Below are 20,308 nucleotides of genomic sequence, written 5' to 3'. Positions count from 1 at the left end.
ATAATGAACTTCTCTCAATTCTTTATTACGCGGCCGATCTTTGCGGCGGTGTTATCGCTGCTGATCCTGATCGCTGGCGCCATCTCACTGTTCCAGCTGCCGATCAGTGAATACCCGGAAGTCGTGCCACCCACCGTCGTGGTCCGTGCGAACTTCCCGGGGGCGAACCCCAAGGTCATCGGTGAAACCGTGGCTGCACCGCTGGAACAGGCGATCACCGGCGTCGAGAACATGCTTTACATGTCCTCGCAGTCCACCGCTGACGGCAAGATCACCCTGACCATCACCTTCGCGCTGGGTACTGACCTGGACAACGCTCAGGTGCAGGTGCAGAACCGTGTGACCCGGACCGCACCCAAGCTGCCGGAAGAAGTGACACGCATTGGTATCACTGTGGACAAGGCCTCCCCCGACCTGACCATGGTGGTGCACTTGACCTCACCGGACAAACGCTACGACATGCTCTACCTGTCCAACTATGCCTTGCTCAATATCAAGGATGAATTGGCGCGTCTGGGCGGTGTCGGTGACGTGCAGCTGTTCGGTATGGGCGACTATTCGCTACGTGTCTGGCTTGATCCGAACAAGGTCGCTTCACGCAACCTGACCGCGACCGACGTCGTGACTGCGATCCGTGAACAAAACCGTCAGGTCGCTGCCGGGTCCCTTGGTTCACCACCGGCGCCGGGTACCACTAGCTTCCAGATGTCGGTGAACACTCAAGGTCGTCTGGTCAGTGAGGAAGAGTTCGAAAACATCATTATTCGCTCCGGCGCCGGAGGGGAAATCACGCGCCTCAAGGACATTGCCCGGATCGAGCTTGGCTCCAGCCAGTATGCATTGCGCTCCCTGCTGAATAACCAGCCCGCAGTGGCGATCCCGATCTTCCAGCGCCCCGGCTCCAATGCCATTGATATCTCCAACGAAGTTCGCGCCAAAATGGCCGAGCTGAAGAAGAACTTCCCGGAAGGCATGGACTTCTCGATTGTCTATGACCCGACGATTTTCGTCCGTGGTTCCATTGAAGCAGTGGTCCACACGTTGTTCGAAGCACTGATCCTGGTCGTGCTCGTGGTGATCCTGTTCCTGCAGACCTGGCGCGCCTCGATCATTCCACTGGTGGCTGTTCCAGTCTCACTGATTGGCACCTTTGCCGTGATGCACATGTTCGGTTTCTCGCTGAATGCGCTGTCGCTGTTCGGGCTGGTACTGGCCATCGGTATCGTGGTGGACGATGCCATCGTAGTGGTGGAGAACGTCGAACGTAATATCGAGCTAGGACTGACGCCGGTCGAAGCGACCAAGCGCGCCATGCGTGAAGTCACCGGACCGATCATCGCCACCGCGCTGGTATTGTGCGCAGTGTTCATCCCGGCGGGATTCATCTCCGGGTTGACCGGGCAGTTCTATAAACAGTTCGCCCTGACGATTGCGATCTCTACAGTGATCTCCGCGTTCAACTCCTTGACCTTGTCGCCGGCCCTGGCCGCCGTGTTACTTAGAAGCCACGATGCGCCGAAGGATGCCTTTTCCAGATTTCTCGATAAGTTGTTCGGGGTCTGGTTGTTCCGGCCGTTCAACCGATTCTTCGACAAAGCCAGCCGTGGCTATGTAGGAACCGTCGGCAGGGTTATCCGTGGCAGCGGCATCGCCTTGTTTGTCTACGCGGGTTTGATCGTGATGACCTGGTTCGGCTTCGCCAACACGCCGACCGGTTTCGTGCCTGCACAAGACAAGCAGTACCTGGTGGCCTTTGCTCAACTGCCGGATGCGTCAAGCCTGGACCGTACCGAAGATGTGATCAAACGCATGTCTGACATCGCGCTCAAACAGCCCGGTGTAGAAAGTGCTGTCGCCTTCCCCGGCCTGTCGATCAACGGCTTCACCAACAGCCCTAACGCGGGCATCGTCTTCGTTACCTTGAAGCCGTTCGACGAGCGTAAGGACAAGAGCGAATCGGCGGGTGCCATTGCCGGTGCCTTGAACGGTAAGTTCGGTGTCATCCAGGAAGCCTACATGGCGATCTTCCCGCCACCGCCGGTGCAGGGACTCGGCACTATTGGCGGCTTCCGCCTGCAAATCGAAGACCGTGGCAACCTGGGTTACGAAGAGCTGTACAAAGAAACCCAGAACGTCATCAACAAGAGCCACAGCGTTCCAGAACTCGCGGGCTTGTTCACCAGCTACACGGTCAACGTGCCACAGGTCGATGCCGCTATCGACCGTGAAAAGGCCAAAACCCATGGTGTAGCGATCTCGGACATCTTCGATACCCTGCAGATTTATCTGGGTTCGTTGTATGCCAACGACTTCAACCGTTTTGGCCGTACCTATCAAGTCAACGTTCAGGCTGAACAACAATTTCGTCTGGAGGCTGAGCAGATCGGTCAACTGAAAGTGCGCAACAACGTCGGCGAAATGATCCCCCTGGCGACGTTCATCAAGGTCAGCGATACCTCCGGGCCTGATCGCGTCATGCACTATAACGGCTACATCACGGCTGAAATCAACGGTGCAGCCGCGCCCGGCTACAGCTCCGGGCAAGCGCAGAGCGCCGTTGAAAAACTGCTCAAGGAGGAATTGCCCAACGGCATGACCTACGAGTGGACTGACCTGACGTATCAGCAGATTTTGTCCGGCAATACCGCCCTGTTGGTCTTCCCGCTCTGCGTACTGCTGGCGTTCCTGGTGCTGGCGGCCCTGTATGAAAGCTGGAGCCTGCCACTGGCGGTGATCCTGATCGTGCCGATGACGCTGCTGTCAGCCATTACCGGGGTCATCATTGCCGGTAGCGACAACAACATCTTCACCCAGATCGGCTTGATCGTACTCGTGGGGCTGGCCTGCAAGAACGCGATCCTGATCGTCGAGTTTGCCAAAGACAAACAAGATGAAGGCATGACCCCGCTGGCTGCGGTACTGGAAGCTTGCCGTCTGCGTCTGCGTCCAATCCTGATGACCTCCTTCGCGTTCATCATGGGTGTTGTGCCTCTGGTCCTGTCCAGCGGTGCCGGTGCAGAGATGCGTCATGCCATGGGCGTGGCGGTGTTCTCCGGGATGCTCGGGGTGACCTTCTTCGGCCTGCTGCTGACACCCGTGTTCTACGTATTGATCCGTAACTATGTGGGACGCAAGCAGGCTCGTAACGCTGACAAGGCCCTGACGCTGGAGGCGCAACAATGAGCGTAAAACTCTTTCTCCCGAGCCTTCTGGTCCTTGCCCTCGCGGCCTGCGCCGTCGGCCCGGACTATAAAACCCCGGACACCGCACCGGCTAAGGTCGAATCAGCGGCACAAGGTCACTACGACCGCAGTCACCTTGAAACCGTCTGGTGGCAGCAGTTCGATGACCCGATTCTCAACCAGTTGGTGGCCCAGTCGTTGACCGGGAACCGTGAATTGCGCGTCGCTTTCGCCCGTTTGCGCGCAGCCCGTGCGATTCGCGATGACATCAGCAACGATGCCATGCCGGTGATCACCAGCCGCGTCAGCAGCGATCTGGGCAAAGGTCAGCAACCAGGGACCACGACTCAGCGAGTCAACACCGAGCGCTATGACCTGGGACTGGACATGGCCTGGGAGCTCGACCTGTTCGGGCGGATCCAGCGCGAACTGGAAGCCAGCACTGCCGATCAGGAGGTGGCCGAAGCCAATCTTTACCAACTTCAGGTCACCATGACCGCCGAGTTGGTCGATGCTTACGGGCAACTGCGGGGCGCACAGCTGCGCGAAGGCATTGCTCGGGCCAACCTGAAGAACCAGCAGGACTCGCGCACCATTACCGTGAACCTGCGTGAAGCCGGTGTCGGCAATGAGCTCGACGTAGTGCGGTCCGATGCACGACTGGCCGCCGTCGAGGCCACGGTGCCGCAACTGCAAGCAGAACAAGTGCGCCAGCGCAATCGCATCGCCACGCTGCTGGGCGAGCGGCCAGAGGCGCTGACCATCGACCTGAGCCCGGCTAAATTGCCGGCCATCGCCAAAGCTTTGCCCATCGGCGATCCGACTGAGCTGCTGCGCCATCGTCCCGACGTGCGCAGCGCCGAGCGCCAACTGGCGGCTGCGACGGCGCGCATCGGTGTCGCGACTGCGGACCTGTTCCCTCGCGTCAGCCTCAGTGGGTTCCTGGGCTTCACGGCCGCACGCGGCTCGCAACTCGGCTCCTCAGCCGCGCAAGCCTGGGCGCTTGGTCCAAGCATTACCTGGGCCGCGTTTGACCTCGGCAGCGTGCGTGCGCGGATTCGGGGCGCCGATGCTCAAGCCGACGGCGCCTTGGCCACCTATGAACAGCAGGTGCTGCTGGCCCTGGAAGAGTCGGAAAATGCCTTCAGCGACTATGCTAAACGGCAACAACGCCTGATCTCTCTGCTGCGTCAAAGCGAAGCCAGTCGTTCCGCTGCTGACTTGGCATCTATTCAGTACCGCGAAGGCACAGTGGACTTCCTTGTGCTGCTCGATGCCGAGCGTGAGCGATTGGCCGCCGAAGATTCTCAGGCCCAGGCCGAGGTCGAGATGTATCGGGGGATTGTTGCCATTTACAAGGCATTGGGGGGTGGCTGGCAGCCACAGGCTTGATGCCTGCAATCCCTCCAGTGATGGACTCCATCGGTTAACCTTTCAGCCCCGCGTCCTTTCGGTCGCGGGGCTTTCTTGTGCCTCCCCCTCCAAAAACCACGTTGCCGGGCCTGCCGGGATGATTGTCGTTTGACAGCTGCCAGTCACTCCGTGAAGCTGCAAGCCGTCATGGACTGGATACAGGTATGCCAAAACCGCCTTTTAAAGGTTCCTCCACTGAGCCAAAAACCGGCCGTCAGTGGCGCCTCGGTTACACGATCACGCTATCAATCATTGTTTTTGGCGCAGGCTTCCTGTTGTTTCGCAGCCCCCCTTCCACTCCGCCGACCTTTGCCACCCCACACGGTTACTCCCAAGCCGTGGAACAAGCGCACAACGGTAAGCCGGGAGCGGCTCGGGTACTCTATCAACAGTTGTCGCGTACCGACCTGTCTGACGTCCGCCGCGTCAACTTGCTGGTCGAGTTGCCCAACTACCCCAGCCCACAGGCATTGAAACTGGCAAACAGTGATTTACACCACAGCGCGCCAGCGGTCCGGCAAGCGGCGATTGATGCCATCGTCAAGCTGGTTTCCGGCAGTCAACGCAGTGTGTTGCTGGGGCCTCTGCTCGATGAAACTGACCAGGCCACGCGCTTCAGTGCAGCGGAAGCCCTGCTGGGTCTGACACCTGATGAGTTGGGGCTATACTTTGGCCCGCTGGAGCAGGTCGTTGAACAGTATGAGCATGTCCTCGCTGGCCAGCCGCCGACCAGTCAGGGTCAGCTGCAACTGGCCACCCTTTATCTGCACAGCGGTGATCAGATTCCGGCCATGAAGGCCCTGGAACAGGCGCTCGCGCTGGACCCGAATAATCTGCAAGCCGGACTGGCGCAGATTGCCGCGTTCGATAAGCAGGGCCAGGTCGACAAGGCTCGGCAGCTGCTGGGTCAACAGCTAGAGCGCAACCCCAAATCCGCGATGCTGCAACACGTATTGGGTCTGTGGCTGCTGCACCATGGGCAAAGCGAATATGCCCTGCTTGCATTGGCAAAAGCGCTGGAGCTTGAGCCGGAAAATAATGGCTACCGCTATGACCTGGCCGTTGCCTTGCACGACCTCGATCAACTGGAGGCGGCACAGAAGCAGCTCGAAGAAATCGTACAGCGTCATCCCGCCAATCGCGACGCACGGGTCCTGCTGATTCGTTACTGGCAAGAAAGTGGGCAACTGCAAAAAGTTCAGGTACTGCTTGCAGAACTGGAGCAGCAGAATCCGGACGACCCCGCGCTTCAACAGGGCCTCTAGTGCTCTGATATAGCCGCCGGAAGCCGATGTTACTGGTTTTCCGATGCGCGGTTAATATCGGAAATTACTTACACCGCGCTTCATCTGATACCACAGAGAATTAGGGCAGTGGCAAAGTGAAATTCCGCATTCACTATAATCATTTGCATAAAGACTATTTTCTAACTCGAAAAAAAAGTGCATTATTTACCTGCAACTGGTTAACAACTACCCTTTTTTCCACTTGAGCGTGACTGACCGCAAGCCGTTAGTTTCTTCACAGAAGGAACGCGCTCAGGGGTTGTGGTAGAGAATTGAACGAAGGAATCGGCCAGAAGCTCTTGCCTTATAGCTTTGTCGGGCTGGGAACAGCCAACTACACTGTCGGAGTAATATATTTGTCTAGACTCGCCGAGTTTCGCGCAGCAGAAAAAGCCCTTCAAGAACAGCTGGCACAGCTGGAGTCCTTGAAGAATGACGCTGGACTAAAGAAGGAGATCGAATTCGAACAGAAGCTTCAGGGCTTGATGAGCAGCTACGGCAAGAGCCTGCGCGACATCGTCGCCATACTCGACCCCAACAGCTCGTCGTCTCAGGTCGCGCCTACAGGTCCAAAACGCCGCAGAGCACGTGTCGTGAAGGTTTATCAGAACCCGCACACAGGTGAGTTGATTGAAACCAAAGGCGGCAATCACCGCGGTCTGAAATCCTGGAAAGAGCAATACGGTGTCGATACCGTAGATTCATGGCTTCGCACTTGATCGAAATCATCGAACTTAAAAGGCCCTGCTGTGCAGGGCTTTTTATTGCCTGTCAACTTCACTGCCATGGCAATGTGTAACTGGTTCAGCCTTCCGACAGAAAAATAGTCACGATCAGTGTCGTAAGTAGTTAAATCAGGTACCCATTCATACAGGTATCTCAGACTTTTCCTACCGCCCCTGTTTGACTGTCCTCCCGTGCGGCATTAGTCGGTGATGTAACAAAATAATAACAGGTCGCTTACTTGAAGGCAGACCATCTAGTGGCTATTCGATGCTACAGCCTGTGCACATCTAATAATGGTCAACCCTGCGATACACCGAGGCGCTCGGCCCCGATTGCGGGAGCTGCATCCGCCCGGCACCATCGCGCTCACTAGTCGGACAGATTTTTCACTTCACACATTTTTCACATCGATTCTTACAGGATGAGCGCTGCTAAAGGATTAGCGCCCCAATACCCGCTTCGGCGGGTTTCTTTTTGCCTGTTATTTGGCGCCAGCGCTGTTCGCGCCTTTGCGTTTACGGCGCAATCACCAAGTGCAGACTGTCCCGAATACGCTGCACCTCCTCTTTGCTCTCGACGTAGCCATCGGCAGAGCCCGCGTAGGAAAGTGACCAGGCCATGTCGTGGTTTGCTGCCGCGACCAGCGTCTGAGTCATGACGTGCCCGCCGTTCTGAGTGATGGTGCAGGTGGTTTCCAGCGCCGGAAGATCACTCAGAGTGCTTTCATGAATCTTGCTGCAAACGCTCTGAAATCCACCCCGGACAAAGTCGATCTGGACCGATTTGCGCATTTCCAGCAATACGCTCTGCACGTTGACATCATGCCCCGGCTGAAGCCGCGACTGAGTCAACTCCATGACCATGATCGGGTCGCCATTCTGATCATTCTTCACTGCGCGTTGTCTCATTTGCACTGACGGCTGCGCTGCAGCATCAGCGGCTGGTGGCAAAGGCTCGACTTCCCAGCCGCTTGGCCAGGTGATCAACACATCGGCCGCATGCACACCGCTCAGGCCGAGCAGCAGGCACAGGCTTATCAAGGATGATCTGCGTTGCAGGTAAATCATGATCGGTACTACCAGGACAATGAGCCGGAAAGTTTGAGCCTGTCACCGCCAACGGACAAGGCTTTGCCGCCTTTTTATCACCGCCCGGGTTTGGCACTGACTGCCCTGCCCCGTATCATTTGGCGATTACAGATTTTTTAACGGGAGATACCCATGAGCTTGCACGAACTGAACACCTTTGCCGGCGTCACCGCCACCCCGGATGTCGCGACACAAGGCTTTGTGTTCAACCACACCATGCTGCGAGTCAAGGACATTACGGCTTCCCTGGATTTCTACACCCGCGTATTGGGCTTCAGCCTGGTTGAAAAACGTGACTTCCCTGAAGCGGAATTCAGCCTGTATTTCCTTGCATTGGTGGATAAAGGACAGATCCCGGCAGACGACGCCGCTCGCAACCAGTGGATGAAATCCATTCCCGGGATTCTGGAGCTGACTCACAACCACGGTACCGAGAACGACACAGCCTTCACCTACCACAACGGCAATACCGACCCGCGCGGTTTTGGCCATATCTGCCTCTCCGTTCCGGATGTTCACGTCGCGTGCGAACGCTTCGAAAGCCTGGGCGTTCCGTTTCAGAAGCGCCTGGCCGATGGCCGCATGAATAGCCTGGCCTTCATCAAAGACCCGGATGGCTATTGGGTCGAAATCATTCAGCCGACGCCGCTCTGACCTCACAATGTGTTGCTATGAAAAAGCCCCCTGCATGCAGGGGGCTCCTTAGTCGCAAGCGCCTGAATCACTCCGGCGCAGAAGTACGGATCAAGTGATCAAACGCACTCAACGATGCTTTTGCACCTTCGCCCAGCGCAATGATGATCTGCTTGTAAGGCGCTGTGGTGACGTCACCGGCTGCGAAAATCCCGGGAATAGATGTCTCGCCACGGGAATCAACAACGATCTCGCCGCGCGGTGACAACTCGATGGTGCCTTTGAGCCAGTCGGTGTTAGGCAGCAAGCCGATCTGGACGAAGATCCCTTCTAGCTCGATGGTCAATGTTTCGCCTGATTGGCGATTTTTGTAGAGCAAGCCGTTGACCTTTTGACCGTCGCCGGTCACTTCCGTGGTCTGCGCGCTGGTGATCACCGTCACGTTCGGCAGGCTGTTGAGCTTGCGCTGCAAGACAGCGTCGGCACGCAGCTGGACATCAAACTCCAGCAAGGTGACATGACTGACGACACCCGCCAGGTCGATTGCCGCTTCTACACCCGAGTTGCCACCACCAATCACGGCGACACGTTTACCCTTGAACAGCGGGCCATCGCAATGCGGGCAGTACGCCACGCCACGGTTGCGGTATTGCTGCTCACCGGGGACGTTCATTTCGCGCCATCTTGCGCCGGTCGCGAGAATCACGGTCCTGGACTTGAGCGAGGCGCCGCTGGCGAACTTCACTTCGTGCAACGCTCCGTCCTTGCCCGGAATAAGCTGATCCGCGCGCTGCAGGTTCATGATGTCGACGTCGTATTGCTTGACGTGCTCTTCCAGCGCAACGGCCAGTTTAGGACCCTCGGTGTGCTGGACAGAGATGAAGTTCTCGATGGCCATGGTATCAAGCACCTGACCGCCAAAACGTTCAGCCGCAACACCGGTCCGAATACCTTTGCGCGCCGCGTAGACCGCAGCAGCCGCACCGGCGGGGCCGCCACCGACTATCAGCACGTCAAAGGCGTCTTTGGCATTGAGCTTTTCAGCTTGCCGATCACCTGCGCTGGTGTCGATCTTGGCCAGAATTTCCTCCAGGCCCATACGACCTTGACCAAACAATTCGCCGTTCAGGTAAACGCTCGGCACAGACATGATCTGCCGGTCAGTGACTTCGGCCTGGAACAATGCCCCGTCGATGGCGACGTGACGGATGCAAGGGTTGAGCACAGCCATCAAGTTCAAGGCTTGAACGACGTCCGGGCAGTTCTGGCAAGACTGGGAAAAATAGGTTTCAAAATTGAATTCACCCTTGAGCGAGCGAATCTGTTCGATAACGTCCGCACTGGCTTTGGACGGATGACCGCCGACTTGCAACAGCGCCAACACCAGCGAGGTAAATTCGTGGCCCATGGGGATGCCGGCAAAGCGCAGGCTGATATCGGCTCCCGGGCGGTTCAGCGAGAACGACGGCGTGCGCGCATCGGTCCCGTTGTCGAGCAAGGTGATGTGCGGCGTCAGACTGACGATGTCTTTGAGCAGCGCGAGCATTTCTTCGGATTTCGCGCCGTCATCAAGGGATGCAACGATCTCGAACGGCAGGGTAACCCGCTCCAGGTATGACTTCAGCTGGGCTTTAAGATTGGCGTCCAACATGAGGGCGATTTCCTTTTTTTGTACGCTAGAAAAAACAACGCCCAGGCGATGGTCGCCCGGGCGTTTTTGGGGGCGATGCGGTTTACGTGCTTAAGAGCTCATGGCCCCCAGCCGATGCATGTCGACTTAGATCTTGCCGACCAGGTCAAGAGACGGGGCCAGAGTGGCTTCGCCTTCTTTCCATTTGGCTGGGCAAACTTCGCCTGGGTGAGCAGCAACGTACTGGGCAGCTTTGACCTTGCGCAGCAGCTCGGAAGCGTCACGGCCTACGCCGCCATCGTTGAGTTCAACGATTTTGATCTGACCTTCCGGGTTGATCACGAAGGTGCCACGGTCAGCCAGACCTGCTTCTTCGATCAGTACATCGAAGTTGCGCGAGATCACGTGAGTCGGGTCACCGATCAATGGGAACTGGACTTTGCTGATCACCTCGGAGGTGTCGTGCCAGGCTTTGTGGGCGAAATGGGTGTCAGTCGACACGCCGTAGATTTCAACGCCCAGTTTCTTGAACTCAGCGTAGTTATCAGCCAGATCGCCCAGTTCGGTAGGGCAAACGAAGGTGAAGTCAGCTGGGTAGAAGAATACGACAGACCATTTGCCTTTCAGGTCGGCTTCAGAGACGTCGACGAATGCGTTGTTGGCGAACGCAGTGGCTTTGAATGGCTTGACTTGGCTGTTGATGATAGGCATCGATGAATCTCCTGATGGTTGGAAAAATCTATGAGATGGATCTTACGCACAACCGGCGGCACGGGCTCATTGGCAAACCTCATGCCGCTGATTGGTTTTCACTATAAGAGATGTTTATTAATAGAAGAAATCACTGGAGCCTCTGCGCTGCCACTGACTGACATGAATGGCGTGGCTTCGATATAGCGCAAAGCCGACTTCATGTCTTTCCAGCCGACGTAGCTCATCAGCGACTTCAGGTCCCAACCGCTGCGGTGCGCCCACGTGGCAAAACCCCGGCGTAATGAGTGGCTGGTGTACTGCTCGGCGGGAATACCCGCACGCTCCAGCGCCTGACGCAGCAACGGAATGATGCTGTTTGCGTGCAAGCCCTCTTCACCCAGATTACCCCAGCGATCAATGGCTCTGAACACCGGGCCGCGCACCAGAGCTGCGCAATTGATCCACTCGATGTAGGCCTGTACCGGGCATAAACGCTGGAGTGCCGGAGTCTGGTAGGTTTTGCCCAGATTGTCCCGATCACTTTTGCTGCGCGGCAGATACAAACTGATCCCTGAGCCCGCGACCGCTTGAACATGTTCGATGTCCAGGCGACACAGTTCGTCGCTGCGGAAACCTCGCCAGAATCCCAGCAGGATCAGCGCCGCATCGCGACGGCAACGTAAAAGCTCAGGCTGATTGTCGTCGGCCTGCGCCTGTACGGCTTCTTGATCGAGCCACGCCACCACGTGTTCCAGCTGTTGCAGTTGCAGTGGCTCAGCCTGTTTCTCCTGAGCGGGATGCAGGGCGCGAATACCCTTGAACACCTTGCGTACGACGGGCGCTTTGGTCGGGTCTGCAAACCCTTGGCTGTTGTGCCATTGCGCCAATGCCGACAAGCGCAACTTCAGCGTGTTGATCGACAGCACGCCTGCATACGCCACCAGGTAGCGCGCCACGCTGTCGCTGGTCGCAGGCAGAAACCCGCCCCACGTCACTTCGAAATGCTCGATGGCCGCCCGGTAGCTGCGTCGCGTGTTGTCACGGGTCGCGGCTGATAAGTAGCGATCGAGATCATTCATGGTTGGAGATTCCGTTTGTGTACTGAAAAGCGCGGTTGAAACGCGTTTTTTTGCGGCTCAGATTGGATAATACCAGTATATCCCGTGTGTATTTTTAGAATTACAGCAGCATAATTTGTATTCCTATAGTATGTAATTACAGGGTACATACCACAGTACGAAATCGTAGGAGCTCGACATGGCACGCGGCGGTGTAAACAAGGCAGTCGTTCAGATGGCACGCTCGGCGCTGCTCGCGCGCGGCGAGCACCCGAGCATCGACGCGGTACGTATCGAAATGGGCAACACCGGCTCGAAGACGACCATTCACCGCTATTTGAAGGAGTTGGACGAAACTGATACCCGCAGCAATGCGCCGCAGGCCGAGATCGGGGACGAACTGACTGAGTTGGTGAGTCGACTGGCGCAGCGATTACAGGAACAGGCGCATGCACTTGTCGACCAGGCGCAAGCCGCCTTCACGGCCAAACAGGATGAACTGCGAAAGGAATTGACGGCAGCACAAGTCCAGTTAAGCGAGTTGCAGAGCCAGTTCATTGCCCAAGGCGATGATCTCAGCGTACAAAACGCAGCCCTGGATGCCACTCGCGAGTTGCTGCATACCGAGCAAACAACCACCGCCCGCCTCTTTCAGGCCCATCACGATCTCGAGCTTCGCGTGCAGGACAAGGAGGGACAAATACGGTCACTGGAGGAAAAACACCTGCATGCGCGTGACGCCCTTGAGCACTATCGCAACTCAGTCAAGGAACAGCGCGAGCAGGAACAGCGTCGTCACGAGGGGCAATTGCAACAGGTGCAAATGGAACTGCGCCAGGCGCAACAAAGCGCGATGGTGCGCCAGGATGAAATTACCCAATTGAATCGTGACAACGAGCGCTTGCTGGCCGAAACCCGCAGCACCCTGCGCGAGCTGAGCGCGCGGCAAGAGCAACTGAACAAGGCGACGAACCAATCGGCAAGTCTGAACGAGCAGTACCAGCACACGCACACCCAGTGCGCATTACTGCAAGAACGCCTTAGTGCAGCACAGAGCGAAAGCGATCTGCTCAAACAGGCTCTGGCCGAGCAACAGCAGTCAAACCAAACACTTCAGCTCGAGATGATCAAGGCGCAGCTGGCCCTGGAAAACCTGCGCATATCTCATTCAGCCATCAACGAAGTGTCCGAAACGCCAATACCCCAGCAACCGTAATCAACACTCAGGCCTTGGCGCTCAGGGCCGTGCGCGCTCGATCATATTGCGTACCTTGAGTGCTAGCTCATCGATGCTGAACGGCTTGATCAACATATCCATGCCTTGATCAAGAAACCCCGCACACATTTCAGCGTTACTCGCATACCCCGTCATGAACAGCACACCCAGATCAGGGCGGTGCTGTCGGGCAATGCCTGCCAGTTGTTGTCCGTCAAGCCCTGGTAGCACGACATCGCTGACCAGCAGATCAATACGTTCCCGGCCTTGCAGCACAATGAGTGCGGTTTCACCGTCGCACGCCTCAAGCGTCGCGTAACCGAGTTCACGTAATACATCGATCACCAACGTGCGCACAGCCACCTCGTCCTCGACCACCAGCACTTGCTCACCCTTTAGCGCCCGCGGTGGGCGTGGGTTATCGTGCTCGGCGATATGCCGCTCACCCAACTCCAGATGGCAAGGCAAATACAAATGAATGCGCGTACCTTGCCCCTCGGCGCTGTCGATATGCACATGACCACCGGTTTGCTTGATGAACCCATAAACCATGGACAAGCCCAGCCCGGTGCCCTGCCCGATCGGCTTGGTGGTAAAGAAGGGATCGAAGGCACGACCAAGCACCTCGGCCGACATTCCGCTACCACTGTCTCCAACGGTCAGCAGCACGTACTCACCGGGCGTCAGCGTGTCCTGTTGCATATCGATGCGTGCGATTGCTGTACTGATCGTCAGCTGTCCACCCCCTGGCATCGCGTCGCGGGCATTGATCACCAGGTTCAACAAGGCATTTTCCAACTGATGTTCGTCGGTATTGGCTTGCCACAAGCGAGACTGAAGGTCAGTGCGCAGTACGATACTTTCGCCAAGCGTGCGCCGCAGCAACTCCTCCATGGAGATCACCATCCGATTCACGTCCACCGCCTTCGGGCTCAGCGACTGACGCCGGGCAAACGCCAGTAGTCGGTGCGTCAACGAGGCTGCACGGTTGGCCGAGGTCATCGCCGCATCAATGTAGCGATCGATCTCCCCTACGCGCCCGGCTGCGACACGCCGCTGAATCAACTCAAGCGCGCCAAGCACGCCCGTCAGCATGTTATTGAAGTCGTGGGCGATACCACCCGTCAGTTGCCCGATAGCGTCCATTTTTTGCGCATGACGCAGCGCCTCTTCAGCGTTTTCACGCTCTCTCATTTCGACTTGGAGCAATTCGTTGATCCGAAGCATTTCCAGGGTGCGCTCTGCCACCCGCCGCTCCAGGCCTTCATTGAGATCGCGCAACGCTTCTTGCTGATCGTACAAAGCCCTACGCAGCTCCAACTGGTTGACCACCTGACGCGCCAAGGCGGCCAGAGCGGCAAGCTTCGACTCAGAAAGATGTCGAGGCTCTACATCGTAAACACAGAGCGTCCCCAGCGGCAGCCCTTCAGCGGTGAGCAGCGCGGTCCCGGCATAAAAACGCAGGTTTGGGACATCGGCGACCAGAGGGTTATCGGCGAACCGCGGATCCACTCGCAGATCGTCGACCATCATCACGCCGGGCTGACGAATCGTCTGAGCGCAAATAGAATGTTCAATGAGCACTTCCGGCAACGCCAGCCCCGCCTGAGCCTTGGGCCACTGGCGCCCGGCATCGATCAGATTGATCTGCGCCATCGGCACCTCGCACAGCTGGGCCGCGAGACAGGCAATATCATCGAATGCCTGTTCCGGTAACGTGTCGAGGATGTTGAAGTGAGCAAGCGCGGCTAATCGCGCCTCCTCACTCCAGGGCGCTGCGACCCCAAGGTTGTGGCTGCTCAAGAAGCTGACCCACGTCCTGAAAACTTCTTCTGCATGGCTCAATCCTCGTCCTGCAGCTCGAGTGATGACTGGCGATATTTAACCAGCTTAGCTGGCGACGGGCGTACGCAGCGTGACAAATTCCTCGGCTGCTGTCGGGTGTACGCCAATGGTTTCATCGAATATCTGTTTGGTGGCGCCGGCTTTCAACGCGATGGCCAAGCCTTGGATGATTTCGCCAGCCTCTGGCCCGACCATGTGACAACCGAGCACCTTATCCGTTTTAACGTCGACCACCAGCTTCATCAGCGTGCGCTCCTGATTGTCAGTGAGCGATAGCTTCATTGGGCGGAAACGGCTTTCAAAAATCTGAATCTCGTGACCTTCTTTCCGGGCATCTTCCTCGGTCAGGCCCACGGTCCCAATGTTCGGCAGACTGAAAACCGCCGTTGGGATATGAGTGTAGTCAACCGGACGATACTGCTCAGGCTTGAACAGGCGTCGAGCAACCGCCATGCCTTCGGCCAGCGCGACTGGCGTCAGTTGCACCCCGCCGATGACATCGCCAATCGCCAGAATCGACGGTTCACTGCTTTGATAGCGTTCGTCGACTTCGATATAGCCGGCCTTGTCGAGTTTGACCCGGGTATTTTCCAGCCCCAGGTTATCCAGCATCGGCCGCCGCCCGGTGGCGTAGAACACGCTGTCGGCGATCAATTGACGACCGTCCTTGAGCGACAACTGCAAGCTACCGTCGTCTTGTTTGTCGATACGCTCGATATCGGAATTGAATTGCAGATCAATGCCGCGTTTGGTCAGCTCTTGTTGCAGATGGGTCCGAACGGCACCATCGAAACCGCGCAGGAATAATTCGCCGCGATAAAGCTGAGTGACCTCAGCGCCAAGACCATTGAAGATCGACGCGAACTCCACGGCGATATAGCCACCGCCGACCACCACGATACGTTTGGGCAGTTGCTTGAGGAAGAAAGCCTCTTGGGAGGTAATCGCGTATTCGCTCCCTGGGAACTCAGGGACCTGCGGCCAGCCGCCAGTCGCGATCAAAATGTGTTCGGCGCTGTAAGTCTGACCGTCGATTTCAACCTGATGCGGATCGCGCAGCTTGGCGTGCCCCTCAATCAGGGTCACGCCACTGTTGACCAGCAGGTTGCGATAGATGTCATTGAGGCGGTGGATTTCACGGTCTTTGTTGGCGATCAAGGTCGGCCAATCGAACCTGGCCTCACCGACCGACCAGCCAAAGCCTTTGGCTTGCTCAAAATCGTCAGAATAGTGAGCGCCATAGACCAGCAACTTTTTCGGCACACAGCCCACGTTGACACAGGTACCGCCCAGATATCGGCTTTCCGCAACCGCTACGCGCGCACCAAAACCGGCGGCAAAACGTGCCGCTCGTACACCGCCGGAACCGGCACCAATCACAAAAAGGTCGAAGTCGTAGGCCATTGCTGTCTCCTTAGCAGGCCAACAGCATAACCGCTTCGGCATTGTCGGTCAGCGCTGTTGGCCAGAAACGACAAAGCCACCCGAAGGTGGCTTTGTCCTATAAGCAAGCCTGAAAGAAACTCAGATGCTTAGCTGCCCTTCTTGTAGAAGTGCTCGAAGCAGAAGTTGGTCGCTTCGATGTAGCCTTCAGCGCCGCCGCAGTCAAAACGCTTGCCCTTGAATTTGTAGGCCAGCACGTTGCCTTGCTCGGCCTGTTTCATCAGGGCGTCGGTGATCTGGATTTCACCGCCTTTGCCCGGCGGAGTCTCTTCGATCAATTTGAAGATATCGGGGGTCAGGATATAGCGGCCGATAATCGCAAGATTGGACGGTGCGTCCTCAGGAGCCGGTTTTTCTACCATGTTAGTGACGCGGTAGAGACCGTCCTTGATTTCATCGCCAGCAATCACGCCGTACTTGTTGGTTTCCTGCGGATCGACTTCCTGGATCGCAATGATCGAGCAACCATAGTGCTTGTGCAGCTTGACCATCTGGGCCAGAACGCCCTCGCCTTCAAGGTTCACACACAGGTCATCGGCCAGTACGACGGCAAACGCTTCGTTGCCGATCAAGGGACGACCGCTAAGGATTGCGTGACCCAGGCCTTTCATTTCGGTTTGACGCGTGTAGGAGAAGCTGCATTCGTCGATCAGGCGACGAATACCGACCAGGTATTTTTCCTTGTCGGTACCCTTGATCTGGTTTTCCAACTCATAGCTGATGTCGAAGTGGTCTTCCAGAGCTCGTTTGCCACGACCCGTGACGATGGAGATTTCATTCAGGCCTGCATCAAGTGCTTCTTCCACGCCGTATTGGATCAGTGGCTTGTTGACCACCGGCAGCATTTCCTTGGGCATGGCTTTTGTCGCTGGCAGAAAGCGAGTGCCGTAACCGGCTGCTGGGAACAAGCATTTCTTGATCATATAAGTCCCTAATAAAAAAGGCTGTGGCTGTTTGCGGCGCAGTCTAATCAGGCGGCGGTAACCTTACAATGCCCCTTCACTGGCCGTCCGCTGCTTTGGTAGAGGAATTTCAGTGCATATAGTTCCGCAACATCGTAGATATTGCACGCATCAAAGACCGTTGGTCCATGCTTCAAATCACGCATATGATCGAAATCTGTCTGCCTGACGGCGTACATTCAATCACTCGAACCAAGGCCCCAGCGCCTTGAACACGGCATGCCATGACTCGCTCAAGCGTAGTTGACCCCGTTTGATTGTGCGGGAATAAAGTGCAGCGTGTTGGCATGCGCTTTATCATGCTCAGCCTGGAACATTCAAAGAGATCGATGATGTCGGAAGCGAAAAGCGTTAATGGATACCTGATCAACAAATTGCAGGACGGCCAATGGTGGGTGTCCGACGCCAGTGGCGAAGCTATTGCGGGTCCGTTCGCCTCGGAAAGCGCAGCCATCGAAGTCGCTGCCGTCCTGCAAGACCAACCAAAAGCCCCACGCCGCCGCTCCAACCCTAAACCCTGATCGTCACGACGGTCGCCACACCGATGTGCGCGGGACGCAAGTCTCGCAGGGCTGGCGCGCAACTATTAAACCATCAGTCGATCAGAAAAACGGCAGACACTCCCCGATAGCGCTCATCACGAAGCATGAAACCATGAACAAACTTTTGGCAGTTATCGCTGTACTGGGGCTCACCGGCTGTGCGACAGCGTCTAACACCTACTTGAACAATGGCCAGCAAGGCCTGAGCATCGACTGCTCAGGAGAAGCCATGTCTTGGAGCAGTTGCTACGAGAAAGCGGACGCCTCTTGCGCGGGCACGGGCTACAACATCGTTGCGACTAATGGAACGGCGCAACCTAAAGATAGCGACAAAACGCTAGGCGTCGACGTAGGCAACTACACGAGCCGCACGGTGATCGTGACCTGCAAGTAGCGCTGATTTCACGCCCGCCAGGAAACGCCCTGTCGACTGTTTGAGCTGACAGGGCGTTTTACAGGTGAATTTCCGCAAACTTGATACCCAATCCGCGAATGGTTACCACTAACTCGTCCAACTGGCAGAAGGACTCGACTTCGTCGTCGTCATCTACCAGAAAAAAACTTGTGCCCGCGCTTGTCTTGAAAAATACGATCCACTCCCCGGCGGTGGCCGGATTCTGAATGATGTGAGTGGTAGAAATACTGCCTTCTGCATGCCGCTGCGTCACCAACTCTCGCTTCATACATCCCTCAAAAAATCGAAACTCTTCACGCCATCAGACCTGCTTCCCGCATCAGCCGGAGATGCAAGCTGTGGCGGCTTTCTGTACATCCATGGGACGCAGCGGCATGTTCGCGATACGTTCGTAGACCTTGATTGAGCTGCCACTGGAGCGGTTTTCGATCATCACCACTGCTGCGGGGTCCGAGCTGAATTTTTGCGCAATGATGACGCGCAAGCCATCATGGTGTGCCTCGATCAATGGCGGCTTGCGGCTGTCGGCGAGCTTGCCCACCAAGCAATCGGCATAAGCGTGCGGGCTCTTGCCGGAAATCACGCTCATGGTGGGTGGGGTATGCTCAATTTCTTCCAGGGTCGCGCAGCCGGTCATCGCGAGAGCCAAAAAAACTACTGCCAATTTCATACAATCCCTCCAGTTAGAATCCTACGACAAGCCTGAGAACGATTAGATCCGGATTTAGGCACTTTTTATCGAGTATTAACGTAATAAAATGGGTATCGGCGAATAAATGCCTGCGCGCTCATGCTATCGTTTTGATTTTGCAGAAAAAGCCTTTTTCGGAGACACCATGAAATTTGTACACCAGCGCGAGCATCTCAACGAAGACGATATCGTCGTCATTGAGTGTTCCCAGCTCTGCAATATCCGCTTGATGAATGACGCGAATTTTCGCAGCTTCAAGAACGGCGGCCGCCACACTTACCACGGCGGTGCTTTCGACAGATTCCCGGCGAAGATCGTGGCGCCCAGCACTGGCTTCTGGAACATCACCATTGATACCTCCGGGCGCAAAGTCGATGCAGGCGGTGGCCGCAAGCCCTCGTTCACTCACACCATCAAGATTGTTCGTCGTTCGGCAACCCGGCTGAGCTGATAACGCTTGAATCGTGTCAGAAAAGGAATCCCTTGTGAGCACTCCAACCGCGACCACCAAATACGCTATCAGCTACAAACTCAACGGCGAACGCCGGTTTGAGTTTGCTCAGCTGCAGTCAGCCTCCTCCGAGGAGGCCACGGCGAATCTGAAGAAAATGCACAACGCCAGCGACGATAACATTACCGACGTCAAAGTCAGCAAGGCGCTCTGAGGAGCGCTTGAGCGACGGGCATAGAGACTGAATCAGGAGAAACTTCCCATGATTCGACGTGAGCGTTCGGTGCCCGCCACCCTTGACCTGTTCGCCGATGACACACCGCAAGCACCCTGCATTGAAAACATCGGCCCGTGCTCGTTTGTCCTCAGAGGATTCGCTCTGTCGCGGGTCGAACAACTATTGCCTGCGCTACAGCGTGTTCTCAGCGAGGCCCCTTTCAGGCATATGGTCACCCCCGGTGGTTTCACTATGTCGGTGGCCTTGAGCAATTGCGGCAGTCTCGGCTGGGTCACTGACCGCAGCGGCTATCGCTACGCCCCAATTGATCCAGGCTCCGGCAACCCATGGCCAGACTTGCCTGATGTGTTCATGCAACTGGCCCAGGCTGCGGCGAGCAAGGCCGGATTTGCAGGCTTCGTACCCGATGCCTGCCTGATCAACCGCTATGCACCCGGGGCAAAAATGTCCTTGCATCAGGACAAAAACGAACTCGACTATGAGTGGCCGGTCGTCTCGGTGTCCTTGGGCATCCCGGCCATGTTCTTGTTTGGCGGCATGGCGCGCAGCGACAAAACCCAACGCATCCCGCTGTTTCATGGCGACGTGGTGGTGTGGGGCGGAGAAGACCGACTGCGCTATCACGGCGTCTTGCCACTTAAGCACGCTGAACATCAGTTGCTGGGTGAGCAGCGCATCAACTTTACCTTTCGCAAAGCCGGATAAAGCGCACTACCCCCGAAAGACCGCAACTAAGCCTCACGCTTGATCTTGACCACCGCATACGGCATTTTGCCGGCACGTCTCACCTCAAGGA

Annotated in this window: 20 protein-coding genes; 11 read left to right on the top strand and 9 right to left on the bottom strand. The window is 56.6% G+C overall.

Annotated features, from left to right (window positions below; genetic code table 11):
• The first annotated feature begins 3 nt into the window (after positions 1–3).
• The 4 genes from AC1MEA_RS20330 (at position 4) to AC1MEA_RS20315 (ending at position 6,600) form a co-directional block, all read left to right on the top strand.
• The gene (locus AC1MEA_RS20330; protein ID WP_480417191.1) at positions 4–3,183 is read left to right on the top strand and encodes an efflux RND transporter permease subunit; all 3,180 of its coding nucleotides are present in this window, start codon (positions 4–6) and stop codon (positions 3,181–3,183) included.
• Complete coding sequence (locus AC1MEA_RS20325; protein ID WP_219059724.1) at positions 3,180–4,574, top strand: efflux transporter outer membrane subunit; 1,395 nt, start codon at positions 3,180–3,182, stop codon at positions 4,572–4,574. The genes AC1MEA_RS20330 and AC1MEA_RS20325 overlap by 4 nt, the downstream gene beginning before the upstream one ends.
• A gap of 185 nt (positions 4,575–4,759) precedes the next feature.
• Entirely contained in the window at positions 4,760–5,860 is a 1,101-nt protein-coding gene (locus AC1MEA_RS20320; protein WP_480417190.1) for a tetratricopeptide repeat protein, read from the top strand.
• 377 nt (positions 5,861–6,237) lie between these two features.
• A complete protein-coding gene (locus tag AC1MEA_RS20315) occupies positions 6,238–6,600 on the top strand; it encodes a histone-like nucleoid-structuring protein, MvaT/MvaU family (RefSeq protein WP_219060318.1) in 363 nt (120 codons plus the stop codon).
• Between the two features lie 522 nt (positions 6,601–7,122).
• Here AC1MEA_RS20315 and AC1MEA_RS20310 read toward each other — a convergent pair.
• Complete coding sequence (locus tag AC1MEA_RS20310) at positions 7,123–7,674, bottom strand: DUF4946 domain-containing protein (protein ID WP_480417189.1); 552 nt, start codon at positions 7,672–7,674, stop codon at positions 7,123–7,125.
• 153 nt (positions 7,675–7,827) lie between these two features.
• Between AC1MEA_RS20310 and gloA the strand changes: the two genes are divergently transcribed.
• A complete protein-coding gene (gene gloA / locus AC1MEA_RS20305; protein ID WP_480417188.1) occupies positions 7,828–8,349 on the top strand; it encodes a lactoylglutathione lyase in 522 nt (173 codons plus the stop codon).
• Positions 8,350–8,416: 67 nt separating this feature from the next.
• Here the strand turns inward: gloA and ahpF are convergent, their stop codons facing one another.
• The 3 genes from ahpF to AC1MEA_RS20290 form a co-directional block, all read right to left on the bottom strand.
• Positions 8,417–9,979 (bottom strand): alkyl hydroperoxide reductase subunit F, encoded by a 1,563-nt coding sequence (ahpF, locus tag AC1MEA_RS20300; protein WP_480417187.1) that lies wholly within the window; start codon positions 9,977–9,979, stop codon positions 8,417–8,419.
• Between the two features lie 126 nt (positions 9,980–10,105).
• Complete coding sequence (gene ahpC, locus AC1MEA_RS20295) at positions 10,106–10,669, bottom strand: alkyl hydroperoxide reductase subunit C (RefSeq protein WP_219059729.1); 564 nt, start codon at positions 10,667–10,669, stop codon at positions 10,106–10,108.
• A gap of 101 nt (positions 10,670–10,770) precedes the next feature.
• Positions 10,771–11,730: a site-specific integrase gene (locus AC1MEA_RS20290; protein WP_480417186.1), complete on the bottom strand. Its 960-nt coding sequence runs from the start codon at positions 11,728–11,730 to the stop codon at positions 10,771–10,773.
• A 178-nt stretch (positions 11,731–11,908) separates the two neighbouring features.
• Between AC1MEA_RS20290 and AC1MEA_RS20285 the strand changes: the two genes are divergently transcribed.
• Complete coding sequence (locus tag AC1MEA_RS20285) at positions 11,909–12,925, top strand: DNA-binding protein (RefSeq protein ID WP_219059731.1); 1,017 nt, start codon at positions 11,909–11,911, stop codon at positions 12,923–12,925.
• A 21-nt stretch (positions 12,926–12,946) separates the two neighbouring features.
• Here the strand turns inward: AC1MEA_RS20285 and AC1MEA_RS20280 are convergent, their stop codons facing one another.
• The 3 genes from AC1MEA_RS20280 to galU form a co-directional block, all read right to left on the bottom strand.
• Complete coding sequence (locus tag AC1MEA_RS20280) at positions 12,947–14,770, bottom strand: ATP-binding protein (RefSeq protein ID WP_306823010.1); 1,824 nt, start codon at positions 14,768–14,770, stop codon at positions 12,947–12,949.
• Between the two features lie 45 nt (positions 14,771–14,815).
• Positions 14,816–16,174 carry a glutathione-disulfide reductase gene (gene gorA / locus AC1MEA_RS20275; protein WP_480417185.1) on the bottom strand — a complete coding sequence of 453 codons (1,359 nt, stop codon included), beginning with the start codon at positions 16,172–16,174 and terminating at the stop codon, positions 14,816–14,818.
• 128 nt (positions 16,175–16,302) lie between these two features.
• Positions 16,303–17,136, bottom strand: coding sequence for a UTP--glucose-1-phosphate uridylyltransferase GalU (galU, locus tag AC1MEA_RS20270; RefSeq protein WP_219059733.1), 834 nt, complete (start codon positions 17,134–17,136; stop codon positions 16,303–16,305).
• Positions 17,137–17,507: 371 nt separating this feature from the next.
• Between galU and AC1MEA_RS20265 the strand changes: the two genes are divergently transcribed.
• The gene (locus AC1MEA_RS20265; protein ID WP_219059734.1) at positions 17,508–17,696 is read left to right on the top strand and encodes a hypothetical protein; all 189 of its coding nucleotides are present in this window, start codon (positions 17,508–17,510) and stop codon (positions 17,694–17,696) included.
• Between the two features lie 133 nt (positions 17,697–17,829).
• Positions 17,830–18,111, top strand: coding sequence for a hypothetical protein (locus AC1MEA_RS20260; protein WP_219059735.1), 282 nt, complete (start codon positions 17,830–17,832; stop codon positions 18,109–18,111).
• 58 nt (positions 18,112–18,169) lie between these two features.
• Here AC1MEA_RS20260 and AC1MEA_RS20255 read toward each other — a convergent pair whose 3' ends face one another.
• Positions 18,170–18,400 (bottom strand): hypothetical protein, encoded by a 231-nt coding sequence (locus AC1MEA_RS20255; RefSeq protein WP_219059736.1) that lies wholly within the window; start codon positions 18,398–18,400, stop codon positions 18,170–18,172.
• A gap of 51 nt (positions 18,401–18,451) precedes the next feature.
• Positions 18,452–18,802, bottom strand: coding sequence for a hypothetical protein (locus AC1MEA_RS20250; protein WP_219059737.1), 351 nt, complete (start codon positions 18,800–18,802; stop codon positions 18,452–18,454).
• A 166-nt stretch (positions 18,803–18,968) separates the two neighbouring features.
• Between AC1MEA_RS20250 and AC1MEA_RS20245 the strand changes: the two genes are divergently transcribed.
• Genes AC1MEA_RS20245 through alkB form a run of 3 tightly spaced genes read left to right on the top strand, consistent with a single transcriptional unit; the run spans position 18,969 to position 20,217 of the window.
• Positions 18,969–19,274 carry a DUF1883 domain-containing protein gene (locus AC1MEA_RS20245; RefSeq protein WP_219059738.1) on the top strand — a complete coding sequence of 102 codons (306 nt, stop codon included), beginning with the start codon at positions 18,969–18,971 and terminating at the stop codon, positions 19,272–19,274.
• 34 nt (positions 19,275–19,308) lie between these two features.
• The gene (locus tag AC1MEA_RS20240; protein WP_219059739.1) at positions 19,309–19,488 is read left to right on the top strand and encodes a hypothetical protein; all 180 of its coding nucleotides are present in this window, start codon (positions 19,309–19,311) and stop codon (positions 19,486–19,488) included.
• Positions 19,489–19,536: 48 nt separating this feature from the next.
• Complete coding sequence (alkB, locus tag AC1MEA_RS20235; RefSeq protein ID WP_480417184.1) at positions 19,537–20,217, top strand: DNA oxidative demethylase AlkB; 681 nt, start codon at positions 19,537–19,539, stop codon at positions 20,215–20,217.
• The last annotated feature ends 91 nt before the right edge of the window (positions 20,218–20,308 follow it).

This window comes from Pseudomonas sp. ASL8, from assembly GCF_056680355.1.
The sequence above is the reverse complement of the archived record's forward strand: the minus strand, read 5'-3'. Positions and strand labels throughout refer to the sequence as shown.

What these genes read in the sequence shown, in the direction of transcription:
- AC1MEA_RS20265 (WP_219059734.1), top strand. Translation starts at nt 17,508, where the DNA reads ATGTCGGAAGCGAAAAGCGTTAATGGATACCTGATCAACAAATTGCAG.
- AC1MEA_RS20255 (WP_219059736.1), bottom strand. Translation starts at nt 18,400, where the DNA reads ATGAAGCGAGAGTTGGTGACGCAGCGGCATGCAGAAGGCAGTATTTCT.
- AC1MEA_RS20260 (WP_219059735.1), top strand. Translation starts at nt 17,830, where the DNA reads ATGAACAAACTTTTGGCAGTTATCGCTGTACTGGGGCTCACCGGCTGT.
- gorA (WP_480417185.1), bottom strand. Translation starts at nt 16,174, where the DNA reads ATGGCCTACGACTTCGACCTTTTTGTGATTGGTGCCGGTTCCGGCGGT.
- AC1MEA_RS20310 (WP_480417189.1), bottom strand. Translation starts at nt 7,674, where the DNA reads ATGATTTACCTGCAACGCAGATCATCCTTGATAAGCCTGTGCCTGCTG.
- AC1MEA_RS20330 (WP_480417191.1), top strand. Translation starts at nt 4, where the DNA reads ATGAACTTCTCTCAATTCTTTATTACGCGGCCGATCTTTGCGGCGGTG.
- ahpF (WP_480417187.1), bottom strand. Translation starts at nt 9,979, where the DNA reads ATGTTGGACGCCAATCTTAAAGCCCAGCTGAAGTCATACCTGGAGCGG.
- ahpC (WP_219059729.1), bottom strand. Translation starts at nt 10,669, where the DNA reads ATGCCTATCATCAACAGCCAAGTCAAGCCATTCAAAGCCACTGCGTTC.
- AC1MEA_RS20320 (WP_480417190.1), top strand. Translation starts at nt 4,760, where the DNA reads ATGCCAAAACCGCCTTTTAAAGGTTCCTCCACTGAGCCAAAAACCGGC.
- AC1MEA_RS20245 (WP_219059738.1), top strand. Translation starts at nt 18,969, where the DNA reads ATGAAATTTGTACACCAGCGCGAGCATCTCAACGAAGACGATATCGTC.
- galU (WP_219059733.1), bottom strand. Translation starts at nt 17,136, where the DNA reads ATGATCAAGAAATGCTTGTTCCCAGCAGCCGGTTACGGCACTCGCTTT.
- AC1MEA_RS20325 (WP_219059724.1), top strand. Translation starts at nt 3,180, where the DNA reads ATGAGCGTAAAACTCTTTCTCCCGAGCCTTCTGGTCCTTGCCCTCGCG.
- AC1MEA_RS20250 (WP_219059737.1), bottom strand. Translation starts at nt 18,802, where the DNA reads ATGAAATTGGCAGTAGTTTTTTTGGCTCTCGCGATGACCGGCTGCGCG.
- alkB (WP_480417184.1), top strand. Translation starts at nt 19,537, where the DNA reads ATGATTCGACGTGAGCGTTCGGTGCCCGCCACCCTTGACCTGTTCGCC.
- AC1MEA_RS20290 (WP_480417186.1), bottom strand. Translation starts at nt 11,730, where the DNA reads ATGAATGATCTCGATCGCTACTTATCAGCCGCGACCCGTGACAACACG.
- AC1MEA_RS20285 (WP_219059731.1), top strand. Translation starts at nt 11,909, where the DNA reads ATGGCACGCGGCGGTGTAAACAAGGCAGTCGTTCAGATGGCACGCTCG.
- gloA (WP_480417188.1), top strand. Translation starts at nt 7,828, where the DNA reads ATGAGCTTGCACGAACTGAACACCTTTGCCGGCGTCACCGCCACCCCG.